The organism is Microbacterium sp. NPDC076911 (genome assembly GCF_040687125.1).
GTDB lineage: Bacteria > Actinomycetota > Actinomycetes > Actinomycetales > Microbacteriaceae > Microbacterium.
The window spans coordinates 260959-283553 of the sequence record NZ_JBFBMP010000001.1 but is presented as its reverse complement, the minus strand read 5'-3'; the positions used below and the strand labels follow the sequence as shown (position 1 = coordinate 283553).

At 60.7% G+C, this 22595-nt stretch carries 16 protein-coding genes and 1 pseudogene; 6 read left to right on the top strand and 11 right to left on the bottom strand.

Translation table 11 applies throughout. The annotated features are described in order from the left end of the window. Positions 1-275 precede the first annotated feature (275 nt). Positions 276-890 carry a hypothetical protein gene (locus AB0O81_RS01340; RefSeq protein ID WP_363580442.1) on the bottom strand — a complete coding sequence of 205 codons (615 nt, stop codon included), beginning with the start codon at positions 888-890 and terminating at the stop codon, positions 276-278. A 112-nt stretch (positions 891-1002) separates the two neighbouring features. Between AB0O81_RS01340 and AB0O81_RS01335 the strand changes: the two genes are divergently transcribed. Beyond that, positions 1003-1197, top strand: coding sequence for a helix-turn-helix domain-containing protein (locus AB0O81_RS01335; RefSeq protein WP_363580440.1), 195 nt, complete (start codon positions 1003-1005; stop codon positions 1195-1197). A 71-nt stretch (positions 1198-1268) separates the two neighbouring features. On the opposite strand, the gene AB0O81_RS01330 is transcribed toward AB0O81_RS01335, so the two are convergent. The 4 genes from AB0O81_RS01330 to AB0O81_RS01315 form a co-directional block, all read right to left on the bottom strand. Then, positions 1269-1646 carry a PH domain-containing protein gene (locus AB0O81_RS01330; protein WP_363580438.1) on the bottom strand — a complete coding sequence of 126 codons (378 nt, stop codon included), beginning with the start codon at positions 1644-1646 and terminating at the stop codon, positions 1269-1271. 148 nt (positions 1647-1794) lie between these two features. Beyond that, the gene (locus AB0O81_RS01325; protein WP_363580437.1) at positions 1795-1962 is read right to left on the bottom strand and encodes a hypothetical protein; all 168 of its coding nucleotides are present in this window, start codon (positions 1960-1962) and stop codon (positions 1795-1797) included. A 394-nt stretch (positions 1963-2356) separates the two neighbouring features. Next, a complete protein-coding gene (locus AB0O81_RS01320; protein WP_363580435.1) occupies positions 2357-2533 on the bottom strand; it encodes a hypothetical protein in 177 nt (58 codons plus the stop codon). A gap of 364 nt (positions 2534-2897) precedes the next feature. Further along, a complete protein-coding gene (locus AB0O81_RS01315; RefSeq protein ID WP_363580433.1) occupies positions 2898-4013 on the bottom strand; it encodes a hypothetical protein in 1116 nt (371 codons plus the stop codon). On the opposite strand from AB0O81_RS01315, the gene AB0O81_RS01310 reads away from it, so the two are divergent. Genes AB0O81_RS01310 through AB0O81_RS01295 form a run of 4 tightly spaced genes read left to right on the top strand, consistent with a single transcriptional unit; the run spans position 4012 to position 8401 of the window. Continuing rightward, positions 4012-5064, top strand: coding sequence for a nucleotidyltransferase (locus tag AB0O81_RS01310; RefSeq protein WP_363580431.1), 1053 nt, complete (start codon positions 4012-4014; stop codon positions 5062-5064). The genes AB0O81_RS01315 and AB0O81_RS01310 overlap by 2 nt on opposite strands. After that, the gene (locus AB0O81_RS01305) at positions 5061-6491 is read left to right on the top strand and encodes a ThiF family adenylyltransferase (RefSeq protein ID WP_363580429.1); all 1431 of its coding nucleotides are present in this window, start codon (positions 5061-5063) and stop codon (positions 6489-6491) included. The genes AB0O81_RS01310 and AB0O81_RS01305 overlap by 4 nt, the downstream gene beginning before the upstream one ends. Then, positions 6391-6957, top strand: a complete 567-nt coding sequence (locus AB0O81_RS01300; protein WP_363580427.1) for a Mov34/MPN/PAD-1 family protein — start codon at positions 6391-6393, stop codon at positions 6955-6957. The genes AB0O81_RS01305 and AB0O81_RS01300 overlap by 101 nt, the downstream gene beginning before the upstream one ends. Before the next feature lie 10 nt (positions 6958-6967). Then, positions 6968-8401: an SAVED domain-containing protein gene (locus tag AB0O81_RS01295; RefSeq protein WP_363580425.1), complete on the top strand. Its 1434-nt coding sequence runs from the start codon at positions 6968-6970 to the stop codon at positions 8399-8401. A gap of 357 nt (positions 8402-8758) precedes the next feature. Here the strand turns inward: AB0O81_RS01295 and AB0O81_RS01290 are convergent, their stop codons facing one another. The 6 genes and pseudogenes from AB0O81_RS01290 to AB0O81_RS01265 form a co-directional block, all read right to left on the bottom strand. Next, the gene (locus AB0O81_RS01290) at positions 8759-11494 is read right to left on the bottom strand and encodes an AAA family ATPase (RefSeq protein ID WP_363580423.1); all 2736 of its coding nucleotides are present in this window, start codon (positions 11492-11494) and stop codon (positions 8759-8761) included. Between the two features lie 221 nt (positions 11495-11715). Beyond that, complete coding sequence (locus tag AB0O81_RS01285) at positions 11716-13326, bottom strand: AAA family ATPase (RefSeq protein ID WP_363580877.1); 1611 nt, start codon at positions 13324-13326, stop codon at positions 11716-11718. Between the two features lie 15 nt (positions 13327-13341). Next, a pseudogene (locus tag AB0O81_RS01280) lies at positions 13342-13464 on the bottom strand (AAA family ATPase); the annotation flags it as partial. Positions 13465-13618: 154 nt separating this feature from the next. Further along, a complete protein-coding gene (locus AB0O81_RS01275; protein WP_363580421.1) occupies positions 13619-15409 on the bottom strand; it encodes a DUF262 domain-containing protein in 1791 nt (596 codons plus the stop codon). Between the two features lie 161 nt (positions 15410-15570). Further along, entirely contained in the window at positions 15571-20991 is a 5421-nt protein-coding gene (locus tag AB0O81_RS01270; protein WP_363580419.1) for a DUF4011 domain-containing protein, read from the bottom strand. Positions 20992-21041: 50 nt separating this feature from the next. Next, positions 21042-21590, bottom strand: a complete 549-nt coding sequence (locus tag AB0O81_RS01265; RefSeq protein ID WP_363580417.1) for a hypothetical protein — start codon at positions 21588-21590, stop codon at positions 21042-21044. Between the two features lie 418 nt (positions 21591-22008). Between AB0O81_RS01265 and AB0O81_RS01260 the strand changes: the two genes are divergently transcribed. Continuing rightward, positions 22009-22254, top strand: a complete 246-nt coding sequence (locus tag AB0O81_RS01260) for a UvrD-helicase domain-containing protein (protein ID WP_363580415.1) — start codon at positions 22009-22011, stop codon at positions 22252-22254. Positions 22255-22595: the final 341 nt, after the last annotated feature.

The window sequence follows — 22595 nt, the reverse complement described above, 5'->3', positions numbered from 1 at the left end:
CATGATACGACAACAAGCATATACATCAAGAAACAAGCAGATTCTCGGCAAACGTGGGCGAAATGTGGGTGATCTCAGCACAGGCCCGGTCGGAGTGGCCACGGGCGGCGAGATTCGATCAAATTCTGAAAATGCCCACGGATTTCTTCACGCGAAAAGCATTTCTGTTCCGATTATATCGCGCTGCGCCGTGGAAAACGAGAGGATCTGGTGCCGTGCCGATGGCTGCCAGCTCGTCTGCAATTCAGCCTACGGTCTGATTACTTCGATGTCGGTCAAAACCCGATCAATGGTCCCGACGAGCTCCGCCCGGTGGCTGGGCCGGTGGCCTGCTCTCGGAGCTGCTGGTCTCGAGCAATCACCCACACCTCGCGGCTGGTCACGTCGTCGACGAGACCCGCGACGCGGGCGCGATTCATCATGCGAGTCGCGGTGCTGACACTCACAGCGAGCTCGTCCGAGACAAGCTTGAGCGGACTGGAGTTGACCACCGACGCGAGCCGGTAGAGCCTGACGGCCTCGCGCAGGTTCTGGTCGTCGGTTCGATTCGTGTCGGCGCGGAGCCGGTCGAGGTACTCCAGATATCGCTCAGGGTCTCCCCCATCGCGATCGATGCGTACGACACTCTTCGACGCCCACTGAACGATCGCCTGAACGCGGATGTCGCGCAGCAGAGTGGTGGTTACCTCGTCTCCTTCGCCGCCTCGTTCGACGCGGACCGAGTCGGCGACCGTGCGGCGGAGGGTCGCGTCGTAGACGATTTGTGTGTGCACCGCGCCCGGTATGTCGGGAAGACCGGTGACGACAGCGACCCACGAACGCGGAATGTGGATTCCGTCGCCCGCGTCGAGGATCTCGGGGTCGACGTGCGTGATCGAGAGTTCGGGCATGGTGCGAGTCTCGCAGTTTTCGGATTTGTGAGCAAGTGATGACATCGGCGCTTCATGGGTGTACAGTCCGTGAGCAAGTGATGACATCTGTTACCCAGCGAAGGAGAAGGTCATGAATACATCATCAAAGTCGCTTGCTCTGACGATGAAGGATGCTGCAAGGCTCGTCGGCGTCGACTACCGCACGATCAAGCAAGGAATCGAGACCGGCACCATCCCCACGGTGCAGCTCGGCGCGCGACGGATGATCCCCCGCGCCGAGCTGCTACGGGTCTTCGGGATCGACGTGAATCGCCGCTCTGCCTGAGCCGACGACGCCACGCTGGTGCTCCTGCGTCGCGGATGAGGACCCGCCGCGCAGCGCGGGATCCAACTTCTTCAGTGGTTGTGGAGTATCGCCCAAGCGAGGAGGCTGTCGATTCGACGCACATCTGCGCCCTTGGTCAGTTTCACCTTGATGTGGCCAGCGCGAGTCCAGAGTTCAACCTCAGCATCGCGATCGAGCATGCCACCCGCGTTCTCTGTCGACCACATATTGATCGAGCTATACGACAGCGAGTAGATTTCGATCTTTTTCCCGGTGATGCCCTGAGCGTCTCGGACGATCAGTCGCTTGGTCGTAAAAGTCGCTGAGTCTCGGAACGTCTTAAATGACGCGACAGCGGACTCTCCTTCGACAAGTAAGTCGGCAATATCGTCGGGCGTCGTAATCTCGTTCTGAAGTGTCCAGGCAAGGATCGTAGAGGTTTCGAGCATGGGCGCCAGCGTAGCGGACACGGTCGACAAAGGGCATTGCTAGCCTGAACGCCTGCTGCTCGTGATCGGCTGGGCTCGCCGTCGAGACAGACACGCCCGTGACACTTCACCGCCCCGGACAGAGAGTCCCTGACCGGGTCAGTTGCCGTCAGACGAGGGTCCTGACGCGTTCGAGGTCGTCGCGAACGAGTTCAGCATCCGCTTCGAACTCTGCGTTCGTCACGTCCGACCCCTTAAAGAGCGTGAAGGCAACCTCACTGCCGCCGTCGTTAGGCAGTACCCGGAGCGGGTTGTGCACGACCGTTCCGTCCGGCATCGTCACATTGTGATCGAGGATCCCCAGTGCTGTTGGTCCGATGAAGTTGACTTCTACGACTCCCCTGGGCGAATCCGTCTTCCATCGTCTGTTCTCGTTTCGGATGCCGGCACTCAGCCCTGCGGCCCAAGGGGGAGGTTTCCGAGGATCACCCGCCAGGGCGATTGCCTTGTGGATATCTGCGTCAATCGACTGGGGTGAGATGAACGGCGAGCCAGGTCATGAAGGCGAAGGTATCAGCCCCCGTTCAAATCCGTTTCAATGCGGATCCCTGTCCGAGCGATGCCCGTTGAGCGAAGCTAACCGCGCGACGACACCTCGATTTCGGCCAAGGACCTCGGCTAAAGCACGAGTTCGATCCCGCGTGTGGCAGCGAGCGATATCTGACAGAGCGCTACGCAGATTCCCCGTCGGCCTCGCCCACCGCCTCGCGGTACTCGTCGATGAAACGGATGAGTGGGATTGAGGCCCATGCCCCTTCGAGGACGCTGTTCTCGAACAACGTCAGTTCCCAACCGGCCGAGCCGAAGACTCCGGGACCAGTTGGGTGATTAGGAGCGTCAGCGAACACGGCGTCCAGTTCCTGCTGGCCGCCGAGCGTGACGAGCTTGTCGCGCGGATGGCTGCTGTATCCGCACCGCGCCCGCTCTGGCGTTCGTTCTTCAGCTATGTTCTGGGACTCACGTTGGTAGCGGCGCCAATGACGCTCATCTTCCTGTTGGTGAGCACATTCGTCCTGACTCTTGTGCGGTCATCTCTCATCGGTGTATTGATCGGGGCGGCGTTCATCTTTGCTGTCGAAACCCAGCCCCTGTCGCGCGCCCACTGCTGTGGAAGCTTCGCCCCGGACAGCGTCATAGCAAGGCGCGCGACACATGATGGCTATTCAGGCGACGCTCGCTAGACGGACCAGTGCGAGGAGGAGGCGAACGCTGCTATGGATACTCCGAGTCCTCTCCTGTCGCTGCATCGCCTGTGCCGTGCGGAGGGAAACCGCGTCCAAAGTACCCATCGGGGGTTGAGTTGCTTCCGACTGCCTCGGTCCATGTCGCCAGCTTCTGCTCTTCGTGGGCGATGGGGGGAAATATGCCGGTTGCCCGGCGAGCTTCCGACTCGCTGGCGAATGAATTCGTCACCGATCGCCGCGCCTCGGCGGAGCCCGTGCAGTCGAAGTCGTACACGTCGATCTCGGCGGCGACAAAGACCGACATCAGATGCAATCGCTCCGAGAACCTAATTCGACTCCAGAAAGGTGACTCGCCCCACTCCGTGATCTCGGGATCAATGCCGACCCGAGGGTTGAAGGTAACCCCGTCGGCGGAACCGCGATCGGGGAACGTCACGCGTGCGAAGTCGCACCGCCCCCTAATGAACATGCGCCGACCCCATTCCAGACGCGGTTTCACCCTGCTGGGCACCGCCAGAACGGGTTCAGCCACTGCCACCCGCGCTGTCCAGCCGTTGAGCCTTCGATGACGATCAATCCGGGCTAGCCGATTGATCCAGCCCAGGTAGTTGGCATCAGGGTCAGAACTGAACGGCTGCATCGTGTGGAGCATCTCCTGTTGGTGCGCGGCGAGAGGTCGCAGGCGCCAGGCGTTCCGGTCCCATCCAGTCACTTCATCGTAAATGGGGTACTGGAGTCCCGCCTCGCCTGGCGGGGGCATCCGGCCGGAGGCGTGCACTGCGCTCGCCCATACGACGTGATCCAGCGCGGACCGCAGGTTAAACAGCCACTCACCGAACAGCGCCGGCAGCAACAGCGGCGTCGGCTCTGTCTGTTCGATGCGAAGCAAGTATGTCGTATCGGAGTCGCGCACAAGCTCGAACTCGAACGGGTGAGGTTCCAAGTAGGTGTTCCACGCTTCGGACATTTCATTGCCGTGCTGGCGTGCTCGCGCCACCCTCAGTCGCGCTGACTCAAAGAACTCCACGAAAGGACCATATCGTCGGCTTCCGACTGACTGCGCACCGGTGGCGGTGTCGGTGTCGGTGTCGGTGTCGGTGTCGGTGTCGGTGTCGGTGTCGGTGTCGGTGGCACTGCGTAGCATGATGTCAACGAGCCTGGGGATGGCTCACGTTGGGGGAATAATGGCGAACTTGAGTAGCTGTTTTGCTAACGCACTGACAATGGTAGAGCCCTCGTCAGTCGACAAGGAGAACGCGCCCCTGGCGCACGCTTCGGTGCGCGAGGTGCTGTCTAGTGCAAACGTGCTGAAGGACTGGGATCTTTCTCCTGTTCTGATCGGGTCCTACAAGCGAGACGTATCGATTCGACGGGTCAAGGATGTCGACATGTTCTGCCGGATGCTGTCGGCTGACTCCACTTTGTCGGGGCAAGACGTGCTGAACGCCTTCTTCCAGGTCCTTGAGGCAGAGTACGGGCGGGACGAATCTGGCGCACCTCGCGTTCGCCGTCAGGCGCGGTCATTGCAGGTCGCATTCCCGGAGTTTGATGGTCTGTACGTCGACGTGGTTCCAGCTCGAGAGCGTTTCGACGGCTATTGGGAGATCCCAGAGAAGAACACAGACGAATGGCAGAGCACGAATCCCGAGAAGCTCACCGCACTCAAGACGGATATGAATACGTCAATGGACGGGCTCTATGTGCCGACCGTCAAGCTCTTGCGCCAAGCTCGGCGCGCCATTCTCGACTCACGTCCCGGAGGGCTGTTCGTCGAGCTTGCCCTATATGACGCTTGTTCACGCGGAGCGGTGCAGTGGGACTCGCAAGCTCACGCGTTCGTTACAGGACTGGAGTCGATCGCGGAGTACCTTTGCGACAAAGTCAGCTGGGGTCGCGCGTTGCCCGACCCCAGTATGCCTGGCCAGTACGCCAAGTTTCGAGCGACAGACCTGCAGTGGAAGAGTGCAAGCGATCGGTTCGAGGCCGCCGCCGCGACCGCGAGGGAGGCCTACCGCACGGATGATCTTGGTGCCGCGGCCATCGGCTACCGATCCACTCTGGGGAACAACGGCGATGGTGAGATAGTTTTCCCCATGCCCGCTGGATACGACGAAGACGGAAAAAAGAAGGCGTTCGCCGGACCAATCACCGCAGGCGAGCGAATGGTGCCCGCCGGCGACAGACGCTTCGGATGACTCTCTGGGAGGAGCGAATCGCGGCTACGCGAGTGGTGTTTGGCGAGAGCCTCGAACACCTGGGTTGGCGACCCGCTGGGGATTCAGAGTTCGAAAGCGTGGTCCAGATGGGTGAGAGTGAACACCACATCCGTATCCAGCTTGGGCCGGACTTCCCATTTACTCCACCGAGAGTGTTCCCGCCGCTAGATACTCCGGCTTCTTGGCATCGTGAACTCGATGGGGCGATGTGCCTTTACCCAGAAGTCGGACGCGGGAGTCTCCCCTGGCTCGATGCCGCCGACCTCTGCGCAACTATCAACCTATGGCTGCAGGCCACCGATCATGGATGGCCTGCGGACGCCCCCGACATGGACCTAGAGCGATACTTCGAGCCGCTCGATGAGATGTCACTGGTCATCTACGACGAGCGGATGGACAAGCTTGTTGATCGACTCGTGCGTTTCAACGTGGAAGGCCCACGAATCGTGTTAGCAGGAGCTGGGGCCAGGCCGCGGAAGTCGAACCGCCGACGGAACCGGCTCTATGGCTACATCACCGATATTGGAGAGCCAGAGCGACCGCCGCGTGGTTGGGAAGACCTGATCTCGCTCCTCGACGATGAAGCCGCGTCCACCCTGGTCGGGCGAGCCGATCGTGGCGACATCGATCTCCTGATGCTTCGGTACTCGCGGAAGGGAGCAGTTGGCGCTGTTGCCCTCTTCCTCGTTCAGGATGGCCTTGGCTTCCAACTCAGGTCCGTACCGAGCGCGTCGATCGCGCACTCAACCCTCGCACTTCGCGGTGGGCATGACGTCCAGTCGCTCGGCGCAAAGCGGGTGCTGGTCGTCGGCGCCGGGTCCATTGGTTCGTTTATCTGCGATTACCTCGCGCGTAGCGGAGTCGGCTCCCTCACGATTCGCGATCCGGATGTGCTCCGCCCCGGCAATTCCGTGCGGCACCTCGTGGCTTCACAGTTCGCGGGGTTCCCGAAAGTAACAGCGATCAAGTACGTTCTAGATCAGCGACCAGGGAGCACCACAGAGGTTGAGGTGGATACTCGCAGTTTGCGGGACGCGTTTGAAGTCCCCGAGTTGTTAGCCGAGTACGACCTGGTCATTGACGCTTCCGCAGACGGTGCTGCGTCCGCAATGCTGGCTGACGCGGCGCGCACTCTCGGCGTCCACATCGTAAGCGCATCTCTCCAGAACGAGGGCAGGATTGTTCGCGCAGACGTGATCCCTCCCGTCCGCGGAGAGCCAATCCCCGCCGTCGAGCTCGACGCGACTGTAGCCAAACTGGTGTTCGAGGCGGGCTGCGGCGACCCAGTATCCATGACCCCGCCATATGCGGCGAACGAAGCGGCGTCCCTCGCCGCGAGACTCGCGATCGATCTTCTCCTCCGCCCAGCATCCGTGGCCGCGGGGACCGTCCATGCGTACATCTGAGCAAGTTTCAACTTTTCAGTCGTCTCGCGCTGCGTTCGATTTGGCCTGTCGGCACGCACGGGAGTCGCTCCCACGAGAAACCGGCGGCATCCTCACTGGTTGGCGGGCCGACGGCATGATTTTCCTTGACGCCTTCCTCGTAGTTCACGATCACCGCGCGACCGGACGCGGCTATTGGCGACGTGAGAGCCCCGCAAACAAGACGCTGGCTGATTACCTGCGGAACGCAGATCACCCCTGGATCGGCTACGTCGGCGAATGGCACTCGCACCCTTCGCCTGTGCCGGCGAGTGCGACAGATGTCGCCAGCATCAGAGCGGTGGCTAAGCAGGTCCTCCAACCCATTGCGCTCGTCGTTCTAATGGTCGATGCCCATGGCAACACGATCACCGCGGACGCGCACGTCGCCGTTCGCCAATCGCGCTTCAAATCCACGATTTACCCCGTCGCTCTCGACGTTACCTAGGAGTTGTTCTATGACACAGATGCCCAGCGCAACAGGAGTGCGGATCGCTGGAGACGACTACCAGTGGCTGGCGGTGTGGCGTGCCTGTTTGCAGCTTCTGCACGAGCACGAGGTTGATTACGGCGGAAACCGACTTATCTCGATCGGCGTCGAAGCACGCGGCGCCGGCAACGCCGACGATGTCGTCCTGAGACGCGAATCACCCCCGCATACCTTCACGCAGGTCAAGTACGCAGTCGATGCCAGTTCTCCGCTCAACATCGACTATCTGCAACGTGGGCGGATCCTCGCCAAGCTCGTCGAAACGCATCGGACGTTAACAGCTGACGGTTCACCTACCGAAATCCGCTTACTCACGAATCGACAGATCGATCCCGGCGACACTCTGCTCCGAGATCGTGACGGTCGCGACGGGCGGCTAATCCCCCGCGCGCTGCAGGGAAGTCCGAATACCGATCGTGGGCGTGCCCGTGCCGCCTGGGCGAGTGCTGCAGACGTGGGTCTGGACGTACTCGAGCGATTCCTTGAAGATTTCCACGTTGAATCGGGGCGCGACGTGGGCCAACTGCGGTCTGATGCGCAACTGCTCATGAGCGCGAATGGACTCGCGAACGATGATCGCGCGCTCCAACTCGGCCTCGATTGGGTAGCTGACCGCGTGATCGCCGGCGAGCGTGAACTGTCCTTGGGCGCTATCACGGCCGCGATCGACGAGATGGGGCTTGTGGCCACCGAGCCGTGGAAGACGCTATCGATAGCGACGGTCGACCACGACCCGCTTGCGGCCGAGTCAGCCGCATCGATAGATCGGGTCGATCGCATGGAAGGCGACTCGCCTTACAGCCGCATTCGACCCCTCGTCCCCTACACATGGGTCGAACTGTCGAAGGAGGTGTCAAGCGTTGCGCGATCCCTGGCTCCGGGACGCGTCCTCGTGACCGGTTACATGCGACAAGCCGTCGGATTTCTGGTCGGCGCCGAAATGAGGATGGTGCGCGGATACACGGTTGCCGTCAAACAGCGAGCTCAACTGTGGACGTCGGAGACGCCCGTGAGTTCCGTGGAACTGGTCTATGAGGAGATCGCGGTTGGCAACGGCACCGACTTGGGCGTGATCGTTCAGATCGCGTATGCGGGCGCGACGGACGCGGTCGACTGGATCCACGCCACCAAGCTTCCTGTTTCCTCGATACACGTCGTTAGCGCGCCCGTCGTCGGTGCGACAGCGATCGCAAACGCTTCGGTCGCACATTCGATTGCGACCGCCGTGCGCGATCACGTCCGGTCGCGACTCGGCGGATCTGAACGGATCCACTTGTTTCTGATTGGGCCTCTCGGGCTGTCGGTACTTCTGGGCCACCACTGGAGCCGAATGAGGCCGACTACGGTCTACGAACACCTCGGGGGATACGAGTACGAAGAGGCTTTTCGTATAGACGCGTGAGGATTGAGATGGTCGCGCAACGATCCCCGGACCTAGCCGCATATCAATGAGGCCCGCATCGCCCTCGCCCTACTCAGCACACGGTACAGCCCTCGTGCGACGCCCCGATACAGCACAATGAACAGCTGATAGGCCTTCGCAATCACCTGTGTGGCAGGAGCTATGCCCTCAAACCGGTCGGCCTGTGCGCTCACACTGCAGCTCATTTTCGCTCCGCGAACTATGCGAGATCGATGCTCGTATAGCCCGCACAACAGTAACCACAGTGAGGGTGCGTCATCCGTGCAGCGCGCGCGACGCCCAAACGTCGTGGACGCCAAGCAAATTTGGGTCAACTGCATCCACAGATCGCACGCATTAGATTCCAACCCCGCGGCCCGCACCCGACGCTCCCACCACCGGTCCGGTCGCCATCGCCGCATTTCGATCCCGCGCAGCCCTTCGCCACTCCGCCTCTGCCGCCCGCACCGCATCCTGCATCGTCAACTCCGGCGTCCCACGCATCATCGACTGCGCGACAGCATCCCGCGCCGCCTCATCCGTGCGCGCGACCGCGATCGCGACGTTATGCAGCCGGCCGCGGGTGAGCCCGACGTACAGCCCCGCAGCATCCACATCGGGTCCGACGATCGAGGCGTCCGTCGTCTCACCTTGGATCCCATGCACCGTCGACGCGTATGCAAGCTGCAGATGCTCGAATGCATAGCCGGCCGAGACCCGTCGCAGCTCGCCGCTGTCACTGACCGACGCGAGGTCGATGCCGTCGTCGCTGATCCTCCGCACAACCCACTGCGCGCGGTTCTCGACACCCGTGCGCGGATCATTGCGACGCGTCTGGACGGTGTCACCGACGAGAATCCGCTGTTCCCCCATCCCCCACGCCATGACCCGCGCATCGAGTTCGTCGTCATCAATGCGCCGCTGCTGGATGGCCTCGTTGATGGCATCCGCCTCGCCATTGGTGCCAGTGACCAACGCGACGCGAGCACCTCGCGCATGCCACTCGAAGTAGGCCTCGACCATGCGATCGCGCGCAGCATCGTGGTGGTCGACACGCTCGAGATGACCGCGCTCAGCGAGGTCCCGGGCGACCTCGGCAGCATCCCCGCGATCACCGGCATCCCGCAATCGCAACGTGAGCGCCGCATACTTTGGATCCCGGAACCGGTGCACGGTGTCAAGTTCAACCTTGACCGTAGCGTGGCGGATGGCCGTTCCCATTGCGCCCGCGTGGCCGACGGGCAACGCCTGGTGCGTGTCGCCCACCATCACGAGCCCGACACGCCGTTCGAGCGCAAGCTCGGTCAGGGCATTGGCGGCCCGCAGTTCGACCATGCCGGCTTCGTCGACGACGATGCGGTCGCCCGCTCGCAACGGGTAGCGCGTCGGTCCGTCGTAGACCACGCCCGTCTCGGTGTCGACGTCACCAACGGTCAGCCGTGTCCAGACGGTTGCACCCGCGTCATTCCTGCCCCACCGATAGCCGTAGTCAGCGAGCAGTGCGTGGAGACTGGATGCCCCAGCGCCGACCTCGCGCGCGGCAACCGAGGCGGCCTTGCGCGTGGGCGCGACGACGAGCATCCGACGTCGCTGCGCAGTAAGCGCTTCAAGGGCGACCCGCAACATCCTTGTCTTGCCCGTGCCAGCGGGACCAGTGACGGTGACGAGTCCATGCGAGCCCGCGATGGCGGATGCTGCGGCTCGCTGAGACTCGTCGAGTTCAACTTCTCCCGGCGCGGCACGTCGGAACTCACTTGTAAGCAGCGACCGTCCTGGCTGCGCCAGTGTCTCGAAACCCCATCCGAGCCGGATCTTCGCGCGCACCGTCTCACCCGCCATGAACGCCTTCACGTGCGCCGGCACGTCACGATCCACAAGTCGCGCTGTCAGCGCCCGGGCTCGAGCGGTGACTTCTGTGATGGTCTCGTCGAGCTCGCCACGGTCGGCGATGACCCCGCTACGAGAAAGCGCCCGGATCGCGCCGGCGCGAAGATCTATGATGCTGAACCGTCCGCCTGTCGACGTTGCTCGAGCATCAGAATCCACCACAGCCATCGCGGCGAGTTGATCGAGGTCGAGCTCCTCGACGTTCGCGGCGCTGACCGTGACGGCGGATCGCTCGACGATGAGGTTCGCGTCGACGGCGGCGACCTCGTCACGAACAGTCGCTACCCACAACTCCTCATCGAGGTGCGCTGGCTTGTTGGGGCGTGAAATCGCCCACGCACGTCGGTCGATCTGCTGCAGAACCTCGACGCTCGGTGCCGCTCCGCTATTCGTCGCTGACCAGTCCGCGATCAGCCGTGCGCGGTTGGTCTCGATCTGCGCAGATCGACGTGAGAGCGGACGTACAGCGCTCGCGAGCTCAGCGATTTCCCCCGCACCGTCGAGCGTGTATCCGTGGCGAGCGAGGGCGGCGATCCAAGCGGGGTCGGTGCGCGCGGCGAGTTCGCCTTCGGCGTTGATGACGGTGTGCAGCTTCATCGCGAAGCGGGAGTCGAGGTTGGTCCAGCGGCCGTCGGTGCCGAGCACTTTGATGTTCAGCCACAGGTGTCGGTGGATGTGCGGGTCGAGCGCACGTGAGCGGCGGTGCTGCAGTTCGACGACTTCGATGCGGGCGACGTCCTCGCGGATCAGTCCGTTGTGACCGCGACGCGCGTTGAGCTCGGTCTGCCAAGTGAGCAGGATGCGATCGCGGAGGCGATCCTGCAGCGCCTCGAACTCGGCGGCGAGTTCCGGATTGAGCAATGCGGCGACGCTGTAGGTCTTGGGGTGGTTGATCGTCCCGTCGAGGAGCAGATCAGCATCGGGGCTCAGCCGCGATCGCCCGCGCTCCTCCCCCGTGATTGGGTCGTGTCCGGTGATCCAGACACGCAGTCCCCCGGCTGTGAGTTGGTCGCTGCCGATCCTTCCGCTGGCGACGATGAACCTCGTGACGGTGGAGTCGGATGCCTCGGCGTAGTGTTCGAGCGCTTCGGTGCCGGTCTTTGCTGGGCGGTGTGCATCGCATGTTCCCTCGAGCGCGTAGGCGATGGCCTGCCGCACGCCGCGCGATTCGACGCCCCGCTTCCACCGCTCCAGCCCGCCCCTCATTTCGCCAGGCTAGGCTCTGATTTATGCCTTTATCCAGGTATTTATCTCGGATGCAGGAAAGCGTGGCCGATTGCGTTCAACGGTCGTCGCTCATCGCGGATGCCTGCGTGCACTGCTTCTCTCACGGTAATTTCGGAATACGTACGTCGGTGGCGCTGAGATGTCCGCTAGCAATAGCAGGGAAGAACGTTCGTCGGCGGCTGCCGCGTTTAGTTACGCCGTCAAGTCGATGGGCCACGGAGGAGCGCATCGAGCGCATCCAACGAGGCCCGCGCGTCGGGTCGAATCAAGTCCACACCATCGCTCTCGTGCACTGCCACCGATACCGCCACTTTGGCCATATCCACTGTCGCCTGAGTAACGACGATGCCGAGAACTGCGGCGGCGTCACTGAAGCTATCCGCCCACTTTTTGGACCGACTACTAAAGTGGGACGCAGTGAAAGTCCTGCCGAACTTGACGCTTAGCGCACTCAAATAGACAGAGGGCGAGATCAAGTCCTCCAATTCTGACTGCCTACGTTGCCCATCGTTCAAGACAAATATGTTTCGCGGAGGCAGGAGCCGCTCTTCGACTACGCGGGCGGCTTCCTCTTTTCCTGGAGCGTCGCCGTCCACAATGACGAAGATCTGGCACAGCGTCGACTTTTCCCTTTGGATATGTGAACGGAGCTTCCCCAAACCTTTCGTCGCCTTGAATACCACGCGACCGGACGACACGAGGTCTCGCCAACCAGGCGCTATGGCCTCGAGCATCGTGGGTAGCGACGAGCAATCTGTGAGCCCCTCGACAAGGACTATTTTTTCCGCAGAATTGAGATTGTCGTGAAGCTGTACACCAATCGCCTCACGAATCTGGTCGACGGACTGAGCAGGGCGCGCCTCGTTCTCCCGAACCAAAATATTGGAGTGCACCTCCTCCCGATTCACAAAGATTGGGTTATGAGTCGCGAGGATTACTTGTTGCGATGCTGACAGCTGCGAAAACAACGTCTGCAGCTCGTGAACAGATGCCGGATGAAGATGAGCCTCGGGCTCGTCCACGGCAAGAATGATGGTCTGAAGCTCCGATCGTTCACTAGCGATCTGATGAAGGAGAGCCATCGACACCAGGGACTTAATACCGTCACCTTTGCTATCGATGGACGTCGAGGTGCCGTCGTTGATAAGTAAATCGGCTACTGCGTCGGACGACGCGATATCGACCGTCTCAATATCGATGGTTTCAACTGAAGGTAGATATCGCTTAACCGACATCGTCAGCCCACTGGCAATTTCGTTTACGGCTGAGCGGCGTAGGTCGTTGATCTGCTTGGCGAGTACTTGATATTCGTCGGATCGTGCCACTCTCTGCAATCTGATTCGGGCAAGGTCGTTCACGAGGGACTGTGCTTGCCTGCTCGTTCTGATTGCGGGGATAGAAACGAATGCCACGCCTTCGGATACGAACTTCGCGATCTCGCGGGCCATTGCTCTATGCGCGGCGGCGCCCCGACCAGGCTTTACTATCCCGAGCGATACGGTATTTCTGCCGAGCTTCAATTCAATCGGCAGCGTGCCGTTGTTGCGAATGCCAGTCGCCTCGTAGTAGCGGGCGACTTCCGACTCGTCGAGTTCGAAGGAGAAACGAATCGTCGTCGGCTGCGTGCCTTTTGCGCTCTGCTTCTGCAACGGATAGTCACGGGTCCAACTGAACCCTTGAACCTCATCGTCGCTACGGGCCGACCGTGGTATGCGACCTCGGTTCAGAAAAGAAACAGCGTCGAGGCCAGTCAGCTCTTCCCTTCCTGCTAGCCGGTCAGGCAGCGTGCTCCATCTTTCAATCATGTGCATGCCGATCGCGAGAGCGCGCAAAAGATTCGACTTGCCTTCGTTGTTCGGCCCGATGAGGGTCGTCAGGTCGCCGACCGCGAACCTAGTTTGTTTCGCGATGGACCGGTAGTTGCTAACGGTCACCTCATTGAGCCTCATGGCATTCCCATCCCAATATTAAGATCGCACTCTCCGCGCACCCGGCGGATCAGACCTGGGTCCAGACCGACAGAGAGCGATGGAGCCCACTGCATAAGCGCCAAACTGACACCCCAAGCGTGCAGAGATCTGGTCTTCGCTCTGGCGGGGCCCGTCACAATTGCTCGAAGTAAGCGCGTATGGCAGCAGCCATCAGCTGCCGACGCGCCTGCAAGAATTCTGGATACTCCGCCGCAGTCACCGTTCTGATGTTCATGGGGATCGCATTCTCTACAAGGTTGACGGACAAATCACCAGCATCGACGATTTCGCCGAGCACGAGATGCCCCGAGTTGACTTGACCAGAGATGTCGCTCATGTAATCAATGGGCGGACGCTTGCCAATGCTGATGTTTATAGAAGTCTCGGTCAGCACGAAGTTGGCAACCTGGTTGTAGTCGCCGCGATCCGCGTACCCGTTCTCCTGCAGGTACGCCTTCGGAACGATGTGATGGATATCGCCTGATTGCTGATGCATTGCGGCGACAGTGATACTCCTTGACAGGAACCCGCGCGCATGGCTCGCGACTTGCGCAGCGAGGAAGCTTTGAAAGTAAGGACTTGCTGTGCTGGTGGTCTCAAGTGCGCTGGGGAGCGCCACGCTCCAGAATCCTTCTGTGAGTTCTGACTCTTCGATCTGTTGCAAGTACGCAGCGGCCCCAACAGAAGCAATGCGGCGCATGTCCTGTTCCCACGTCGATTCGAAGCTGCCTGAGTGACGGCTTGTCAGCATCGACATCACAAACCACCTGCGGACGATGCGTTTGCGTTCGCCTTCAGGCATATCGCCATCCGCTCGCAACCGCAAATATAGCGCGTACGCGAAGTTCAGAGCGTTCTTTGAACCGATCATGCCCGGCGTTATGAATCCAGCCGATTTGATGATCATGAGGAAGTTCTCGAAGTGATATTTCTTGACGATCTCGAGCAGAGCGGCCTCAAGCCGATCGTAAGCAACAGGAATGCGGCTTTCGTCAACCTTTCGGGTCTCTGGGTCACGTCCAGAAAGCGCGCTGACAATCGAGGAGGCCTTGCCGCGACTAAATCCCACGAGTCCCGCAACACGGATCACATCGTTGTAACCGGGGTCGTACAGATCTTCGGACTCATTCTGCAGCCAAGCAATTTTGTGGAGATAGGGACTGTTCGCGAACTCCGAGTCGTTCTGTTCGATGTCTGGGTATGCGTGGGGCGCAATCGCCAGGTGGCAGAAGTAGTCGATCAGCTTGCGCAGGTTGCGCCCTCGATCGCCGTAGGTGGCAATCTTGCTCATCGCAAAGTCAGCGCTGCTAAGGGGAACGCCCTTCGAGTTGATCCGAATGAAGATCTCGGACACAGTTTCGACATCGAGATCGTCGTTGAGAGAAATGATGCCGATCTGAGCGTTCTTGATCGCTTCGAGGCGCGCGATGTTACCTTCTACGGCCGAGGGATCCTCGACGGTGTTCAGATCGAAGTAGGACTTTACGAAGCCATAAGTGGATGCTGAGTTGAACAGATCGCTGATATCCGAAATCCACTCCGGATTTTTGGCGATAACGGGCGTTACGGTAGCGAATTCTTCGGTGACAGGGTTGAATGCGATCCTGATGCGGACCTGCTTGTAGCGCTTGTTGATCACCGGCATTCCAGCGACCGCCGCGCGAAGCGCGGTGATGCGCTGTTGACCGTCGATAAGGATCTGCTGATGTGCCGCGACGTGGCCGCCCTTGAGATGCGCGCCGACGGACTGCCAAGTGATCAGGTAGCCGACCGGGTAGCCCTTATAGAGCGAGTCCATGAGATCGCGGACTTTGACGCTGTCCCAGACGAATGGGCGCTGCAGCTCTGGGATCGCAATTTGCTCCCGGCGAACATCTTCGAGCAGCTGTGTGACTGCCGACTGCGTGACCTTGTACTTGGTCATTGTTTCTCTCTCCTACGTGTTCGCGAGCTACGTGACTTCGCTGGCGGCGATGAATTAGTTGGACGTGGCACGAAGGCGATCAGTGCTGCGACTTCCTTGCCAACCGTTATTTCCGATCTTGGAATTTTGTGGCTTGATATGACGTGTATGTGCAGGCCAGGTCATGTGCGCACTCTCAAAATGCCATCAGCGTCCGACAGCACCCCTTCGTCACGCAACTCGTCGATAACGGCGTTGACTCTGCCGCCCGCCTCTGAGGGAGTCCGGAGCCACCCGAATCCACGTGCGACCGCGAGTATCATGTCATCGCGTGTCGGACCTGCTTGCGTCTCAAGCATCCGCACGACTACCAGTCGAAACTCGGCGTCATGTACCTGCTGAATTGTTCGCCCGCCCGCTACCCGCGCCTCCACGATGCGGCGACGAGGCTTACGCACGAAGAGATCATCAACCGTGACATCCGCAAGATCAATGGCGCGATCGACTGTTCTGAGCGCATGTTTGTTGACTCGCTCAAGATCAGAGTGCTCTCTAAGTCGCGCCTTGATGGTCTCAATGTGGACGGGCCCTTCAGCGTCAACCACGGCCTCAATGAACGGGACGAGGTGCCGAGCGTTACTTGAGTCAGTCCAATCCAATGCGCGGAGCTTCTTTGCGCGATACGGAATATAGTCCTTCATCCAATCTGGCCGCGCCCGGACGTCGAACTCCTGGGACTCGACGGCGATGACCGGCGCAGCTGGTGCTGCGCGGCGTTGCCCCAATCGACCGGTTGGCTCCATCGACTGGAGGGTTTGTAGCAGCTCCTCGAGTCGGGCTTCCTCGCGCTCACGATTCCGATACCAGTCGGTTCCCCAAATGTGGTGAAGGTGCCATCCCAGCCCTTCGAGAATCTCGTGGCGCAACCGATCCCGGTCGCGCGCTGTCTTCGACGAGTGGTACATTGCGCCATCACATTCGACGCCCAGCATGAACACGCCAGGTGCTTGGGGGTGTTTGACGCCGATGTCGATGCGAAACCCTGAGACGCCGACCTGCGGTTGCACGTCATAGCCCCAAGACCGGATGGAGCTTATGACAGCATCCTCGAATGGGGAGTCAGTCCCGAGGCCTTCCGATCCGAGCTCCATCGCCAGCGCAACAGGTCCTCGCTCTGCGTAGTCGAGATAGCGACGGAGGTGCCGACCTCCTGCGCTCGGGATGTCTCCGATGTCACCCGCCGACATCGAGGACACGACCTCGATGAGCTCTTTGGCACGAGTCACCGCGACGTTGAGTCGTCGCTCGCCGCCCTTCTTATTGATGGGCCCGAAGTTCCGATAGACAGTGCCAGTTTCGTCAGGGCCGTACCCCACAGACATGATGATGACATCTCGTTCATCGCCCTGGACCTCCTCGAGGCTCTTGATGAAAATGCCATCGAGGCGGCTCTCGACGAATTGCTCATCGAGATCCGGTCGCTCAGCACGCTTCATCAACAGTGCGTTCGAGATCGCATCTCGTTGGGCGGCAGACATCGCGACGACTCCCAGGCTCTTGTCCTGGCGTGTGTCAAGGTGATGAATCATCCGACCTGCCACAAAAAGGGCTTCCTTCGGGTTGTCTTGCCCTTGCGAGCGCCTGTAGGTGCCGTCTACCTTGAGGAGTTTCACTCCAGCATCTGGGACCACGTCTAAGGCGCCAGGAAAGGTAACGAGTCGATCGCCGTAGAACGAGTTGTTGCTGTAGGCGATGAGGTGCTCATGCCGACTGCGGTAGTGCCATCGAAGGCTGATGCTTGTGAACGCGCCGCTCGACTTCATGAGATCAAGGAGCGACTCGTAGTCATTTGCGAGATCCTCCTCAGCATCGAGATCGTCGTCGGCCGACTGAGCCGACGCGAAGAATGCTGTGGGCGGCAACTGCTTCTGGTCGCCGGCCGCGATCACGGCACGCGCCCGATAGATGCAGTTGATCGCGTCGCCTGGCGGCACTTGGCTGGCCTCATCAAAGATAACCACGTCAAACTCGATGTCCGGCGGCAGATATTGCGATACAGCCAGTGGGCTCATCATGAAGCAAGGGTGGATTGCTTGGATCACGTCGCGTGAACGCGCGATGAGATCGCGGACGGGAATGTGTCGCTTTTTCTTTTCCGCCTCTCCCATGATTAGAGCAGTTTGCGCCGATGGAGTTGTGGGACGGCGGCGCACGGAGTTCGACAGCACTCGCGCCGCCGCCTGATCAACTAATGCCCTGTCGAGTTCACGGAACTGCGCCGAAATCGTATCGCGATCGAGCGGAAGCTTGGACCGTAGCCGGGAGTCAGAGGATTCGACCTCAATTAGCCACGCCGATAGCGTCGCTGCCCGAACGAGATTTGCGACATCGGCTGCCTCTACGGTGGACTGTGCCAGCGCGTCAATGACGTCACCAAGACCGAAGTCACGAAGGCCCGTCTGGAGAACCCGCGCTTCAGAAAGGGTGTGTGCTTCGTCGAGACGATCCGCCAACTCTTTCAAAACTGACGCAGCGTCATCGGGGTCATCAAGCTCCGTGCGATAGACCTCTCGTCCGAAGTGTTTCATCAACGTGCTGCGCGCAGAGTCCCATCGTCCCCCCGCCGCCGACAGTGAATCGCTCCACGCGATCGTGGCCAGGCTCGGGAGCATCGGCGACCGGTCAACGTCACCCAGGCTCTTCCGTAGAGCAAGGGTCCATTCGGCTCGTCGAGCTGTCTCTTGCTGCCACTCCACTGTGATCTGGGTCCCCAGGCCCGGAAGCTCTTTGTTTAGCTGGACGACTGCTGCCTCGGTCGAGCGCCACATCTCACCAGCTGTGTCTGCGTCGGCCTGCAGTTGCCGCGCCAGCTGGAGACTGCGCGCTCCCTGATCCGCGAATGGACGCGCCGCGGCCAGAGCGTGTTGCGCCTCCGCCAGCAATCGACCGACGAGGTCAGTTGTCTCCGCAATCGGACGACTGTCATCATCGACGACCGGTCCCACCGCGCGAGCGAGCGACTTGTGCTCGACGATGAGCTGAGCCAGTTCGTCGATAGAACGGCCGATCGCCTGCCAACCGAATGTGCTGGCTTGCGTCTCGCGCAGGGTTGCGGCGTTCGGTTCACCGTTGCGCGCTAGCACGTACTCGGCACGGGCAACGACGTGCCTCGCGGCCGCCCACGTCGAATCATCGGAAGGAACGAAACTCAGGATGTCGTTCACAGCTATCGCTGCTCTGTCACGTCGCTGCCGTGCCTCCTGCCACGCTAGCGCTGCGTTTACCAGACCTACCGCCGCGCGGGGTTTAACCCGAGCGTGCGGCGCAATCGATTTGCGGTCCTCGGCCGATGGCCCGACGATGGCGCGCCGCCAACCCGGGAGCGCGTCCCAACGATCGTTGATCGGAGTGACATCGATGTCACTAATCGACGGAAGGAAACTCACGTTCGACGCCTCGCTCGCAGCGCGCTCGGCGCGTTGCGAGTCCTCCAACTCGTCGAGCGATTTCACCAGGGATGCAACACCAAGACCCGTGAGCCAGGAGGGCACGAGCGGTGGTGAGTCGTAAATCTGTGCCGCTAACTCGTGGACGACACCGAGGTCTCCCATGTACCGTGGCAGCTGCAGTCCAAGCGCGCTCGCAAGCGTCGCGGCTCTTTCCGCTAGCTCGCGGGTCTTCTCCAGCCAAGTGAGGACCAGCTCTGCCCTCTCATCGGTCACAGAAATGGGCGACGTTTCAATTTCCTGAAACAGCACCTTGAGATTCGCGCTGGCTTCAGGGATTCGCTCCATGCCCGCCAGAAGCCGCCACGCTCCGAGGTGTTCCGAGGCAACTCGATCTGCCTGCAACGCGTGGTCGGCGTCTTCGAGTAGCTGGCGAAGGCTGTCGAGTTCCTCGCGCGACGCGGTCGCTACCCACGCCTTGTCTTGCCAATCAGGATCACCTTCGTGGAGGAGCACCGCCAGCGATTCCAATCGCTGCCAATCGTTCGTTCCAGCGAGCCCAAGCAATCCGCGCTGAGGCGACACAGTGTCCGAAGCGATCACAAGATCCTCGAGTGCGCGCCGCGCAGCGCCGACGTCGTACTCCAGGCCAGCCAATTCCTGAATTCCGTGCCACAGATGCCTCTCGCCGAGCTTTACGTGATTCCACGATTTACCGATTGCCTCACCCAGATCCGAGATACGATCCCAGGTACTCGGGGTAAGCGAGCTCACGCTGAGAACTGCACGCGGTAGCCAGTCAACTTTGGGCAACGTTGTGGCCTTGCCCAAGGCTTCATGAAGGCTCCATTCGATCGGCCCGCGCCGCTCGTTCATGGCGGATGCGTATGCGGTCAGCGCCTGCCGAAGTTCCATGACACGCTCGGTTCCGCCCGCAGCGCCAACCTCGACGATCGTTGGCTTCTCACTCAGCGCCTGGCCGAGAGATTTTGCGACCTCGGCTCGCGTTGCTTTGTGGCTGTGGAGCTCAAAAAGGAGAGGAGCCAAGCCACGAGCTGCGAGCCGATCGCGAACGACATCGAGCGCGACTGCCTTCTCAGACACGAAGAGAACGCGCTTTCCGTCCGAGACCAGGGTTGCGATGATGTTCGCGATCGTTTGACTTTTGCCCGTACCTGGAGGTCCGTCCAGAACGAAGCTTCGCCCGTTCGCAGCTGCCGCAATAGCTACGCGCTGGCTGGAGTCTGCATCGAGAATTAGCGGCACCTGCTCAGGAGGCGCAATCGTGTCGATGTCCTCCGAGTCCGCGGGCGCGAAAACGAGTCGCTCTCTTACTTCATCGCTACCGCCGGCGAGGGCCTGCACGAGCGAGCTCGCAAGAACCTTGTCCTCGTTCGCCTCGAGATCCCGGAACATCGCCTCCTTCGCGAACATGAAGGCAGAAAGTACGCAGAGGGGTTCGACATGCCACTCCTTCGGCAAGTCGAGCGACCCTACGATCGCCTCCACAGCGGCCACTCCGCCCTCAGCCATGAGCGACTCAATCGTTGCTTGGTCGGGCAGAAACACTCCATGCTCGCGAAGGCGGATGTCCAACGCTGGGTTTACGACCATATCTTCGTTGGACGGGAATACGCGTTGCGGCCTCTTCGGACCGTCTGACCTCAGCTCAACGGGAAGAAACACCAATGGGCTCACGCGTGCGTCCCCGTTGAGCTCTTGCCAGTGAAGCGACCCTAGTGCGAGGTAGAGCACAGATAATCCACGATCCAAGAATTCGCGACTTGCCGTCGATGCGAGGGTCTTTAGCCCGCGGTCGACGTCGCGCTGGGTCTTGTTCACGAAAAGGTGGTCGGGAAACGCGTCGTACTCGAAGTCTTCGATGACGTCGAGGGCTCTGCCTTCGAGATCGGCGGTGTCGGCCGGACCAGGAGCTGCGGACGACGTGGGGGGCAGTAGGCCTACGACCGGAACGCCTCGATTAAGCGACACTTTCGCGATGATGTCATCCGCGGTGGCCCGCGTAAATTCAAGAGTAGACGAGCGAGTCGGTCGATAGTTGAGCAACCGATTTCTGCCGGACAGCAAGATTAGCGACTCTCGCCACGACTTCACCGCGTTCTGCAATCGGGCTGTTTCGGCGCCTCCACTACTCATCGCTTGCTCCTTCGATCGTCATTGATCGCATCCACGCGTAGTCGTAGACATCAATCGTTCTCCGTACGCGTACGCGTACGCCCATGCTCAATCGCAAACTCCCCGTCATAGAAGTCGACGACTGTGCGGGCACCGTCGAGAATTGCCCGCTGTAGTGCCGGATTCTTGAGATCGAGCGAACGCAGCGCGGGTCCACTCGACCCGTTGGCAACAGACTCAATTCGGTGGAAAGAGTCGCCGTAGTCGCGAGCGAATTCTGCCAGCCCACGGAGCTTGACCATCGCATCGTCCAGGTGATGGCCGTGCGGGTCAACGATCGACGCCTTCATCTCGCCATCGATCTCATGGAAGAACAGGAAGTCGGGATGCATCGACCGCCAGTTTCCCGACACATCGCGGTATGTGATGCCCAGCGCATCGACCGACGCGCGGGCCGGGTTGCGGTACCAGCCATCGCAGGTAACGTCTGCGAGTTCGGCCAACACGACCTTGCGCTCCCACTCGTTCAAGGAGCCGATCGGGAACCATCCGTCTGCGTCCGACATAATGTGCTTCTCGACCAGCGGCGAGGCGACGATCTGATCATTCGCGTCGACCATCATCCAGTCCTCGAGTCGTGAGCGCGGTCGCCGCAGTTTACCTGCCAGCGGTACGGTCGCGAGGGTCCATATCTCCATGTAGTCATCGCGCGCATCCAGCGCGCTTCTGGGATACCGACGCCCTCGTCTTCGAAGCCGATATCGGCAGCAAGCTTGCGGCGCGGCCGGCCCGTGATCAACGAATCCGTCCCCCGAAAACGTGGGCATGCCGCATGCGCCGATGCGGCGACCGCACTCGAGCCCCCGCCCGTCGAAATTGTCGCCACAGCTGTACCTTCTCCCACTCGCGAGCCTAGTTTCGCGAGTTTCTTTCGCACGGTCACACCGCGTGTGTGCGCGAAAGATTCCCCAGTTTTAATCAGCTTGCCACAAACCATCGACACGGCGAATATCCCAGGTCCGGCTGGTTCCCGCTATCGTGACATTCATCGAAGGCGACGCTGCATCAGCAGTCACCCACCGGGGCGGTCACATCCAGATAATCGCGGCGGCAGGCTCGGGTAAGACTGAGGTGGTCTCGCAACGCGTGGCCGACCTGATCGCCACCGACGTTAAGCCGCGGTCCATCGTCGCGTTCACGTTCACTGAGAAGGCTGCCGCCGAACTCAAGGAACGCAGTGCGACGGGGTCGGCGCGCGTGTTGGGCTTCGGCGTTGCCACGTAGCTGTGCTTTCTCGTGCCCTTGGGTGCCGTCGCGACAATGCCGGCAGCTGTTGCCGGCTCGACACTCCTCGCGCGCTCACTCTTGGAAGGGGCGGTCGACGCACCTTGAGACATCACGCTCTCCGCCGCTGCGATCACTAGTGGCGTGGTGATTCCCGTTTCGGAAGCCACCACACCTCTTATAACCAGAACTGTTGCTCGCGTTAGTTCTGGTTGTGTCCTCTAAACAGAAATAGCGATGGTTTCGTTGTGGTCTATCGCGGAGGTCTTCGCCACCATTTCGCGCGCAACCAGCGTGCCACGCCACCGAAAAATTCGGCTAGCGCGTCCAGAAGATCTCCA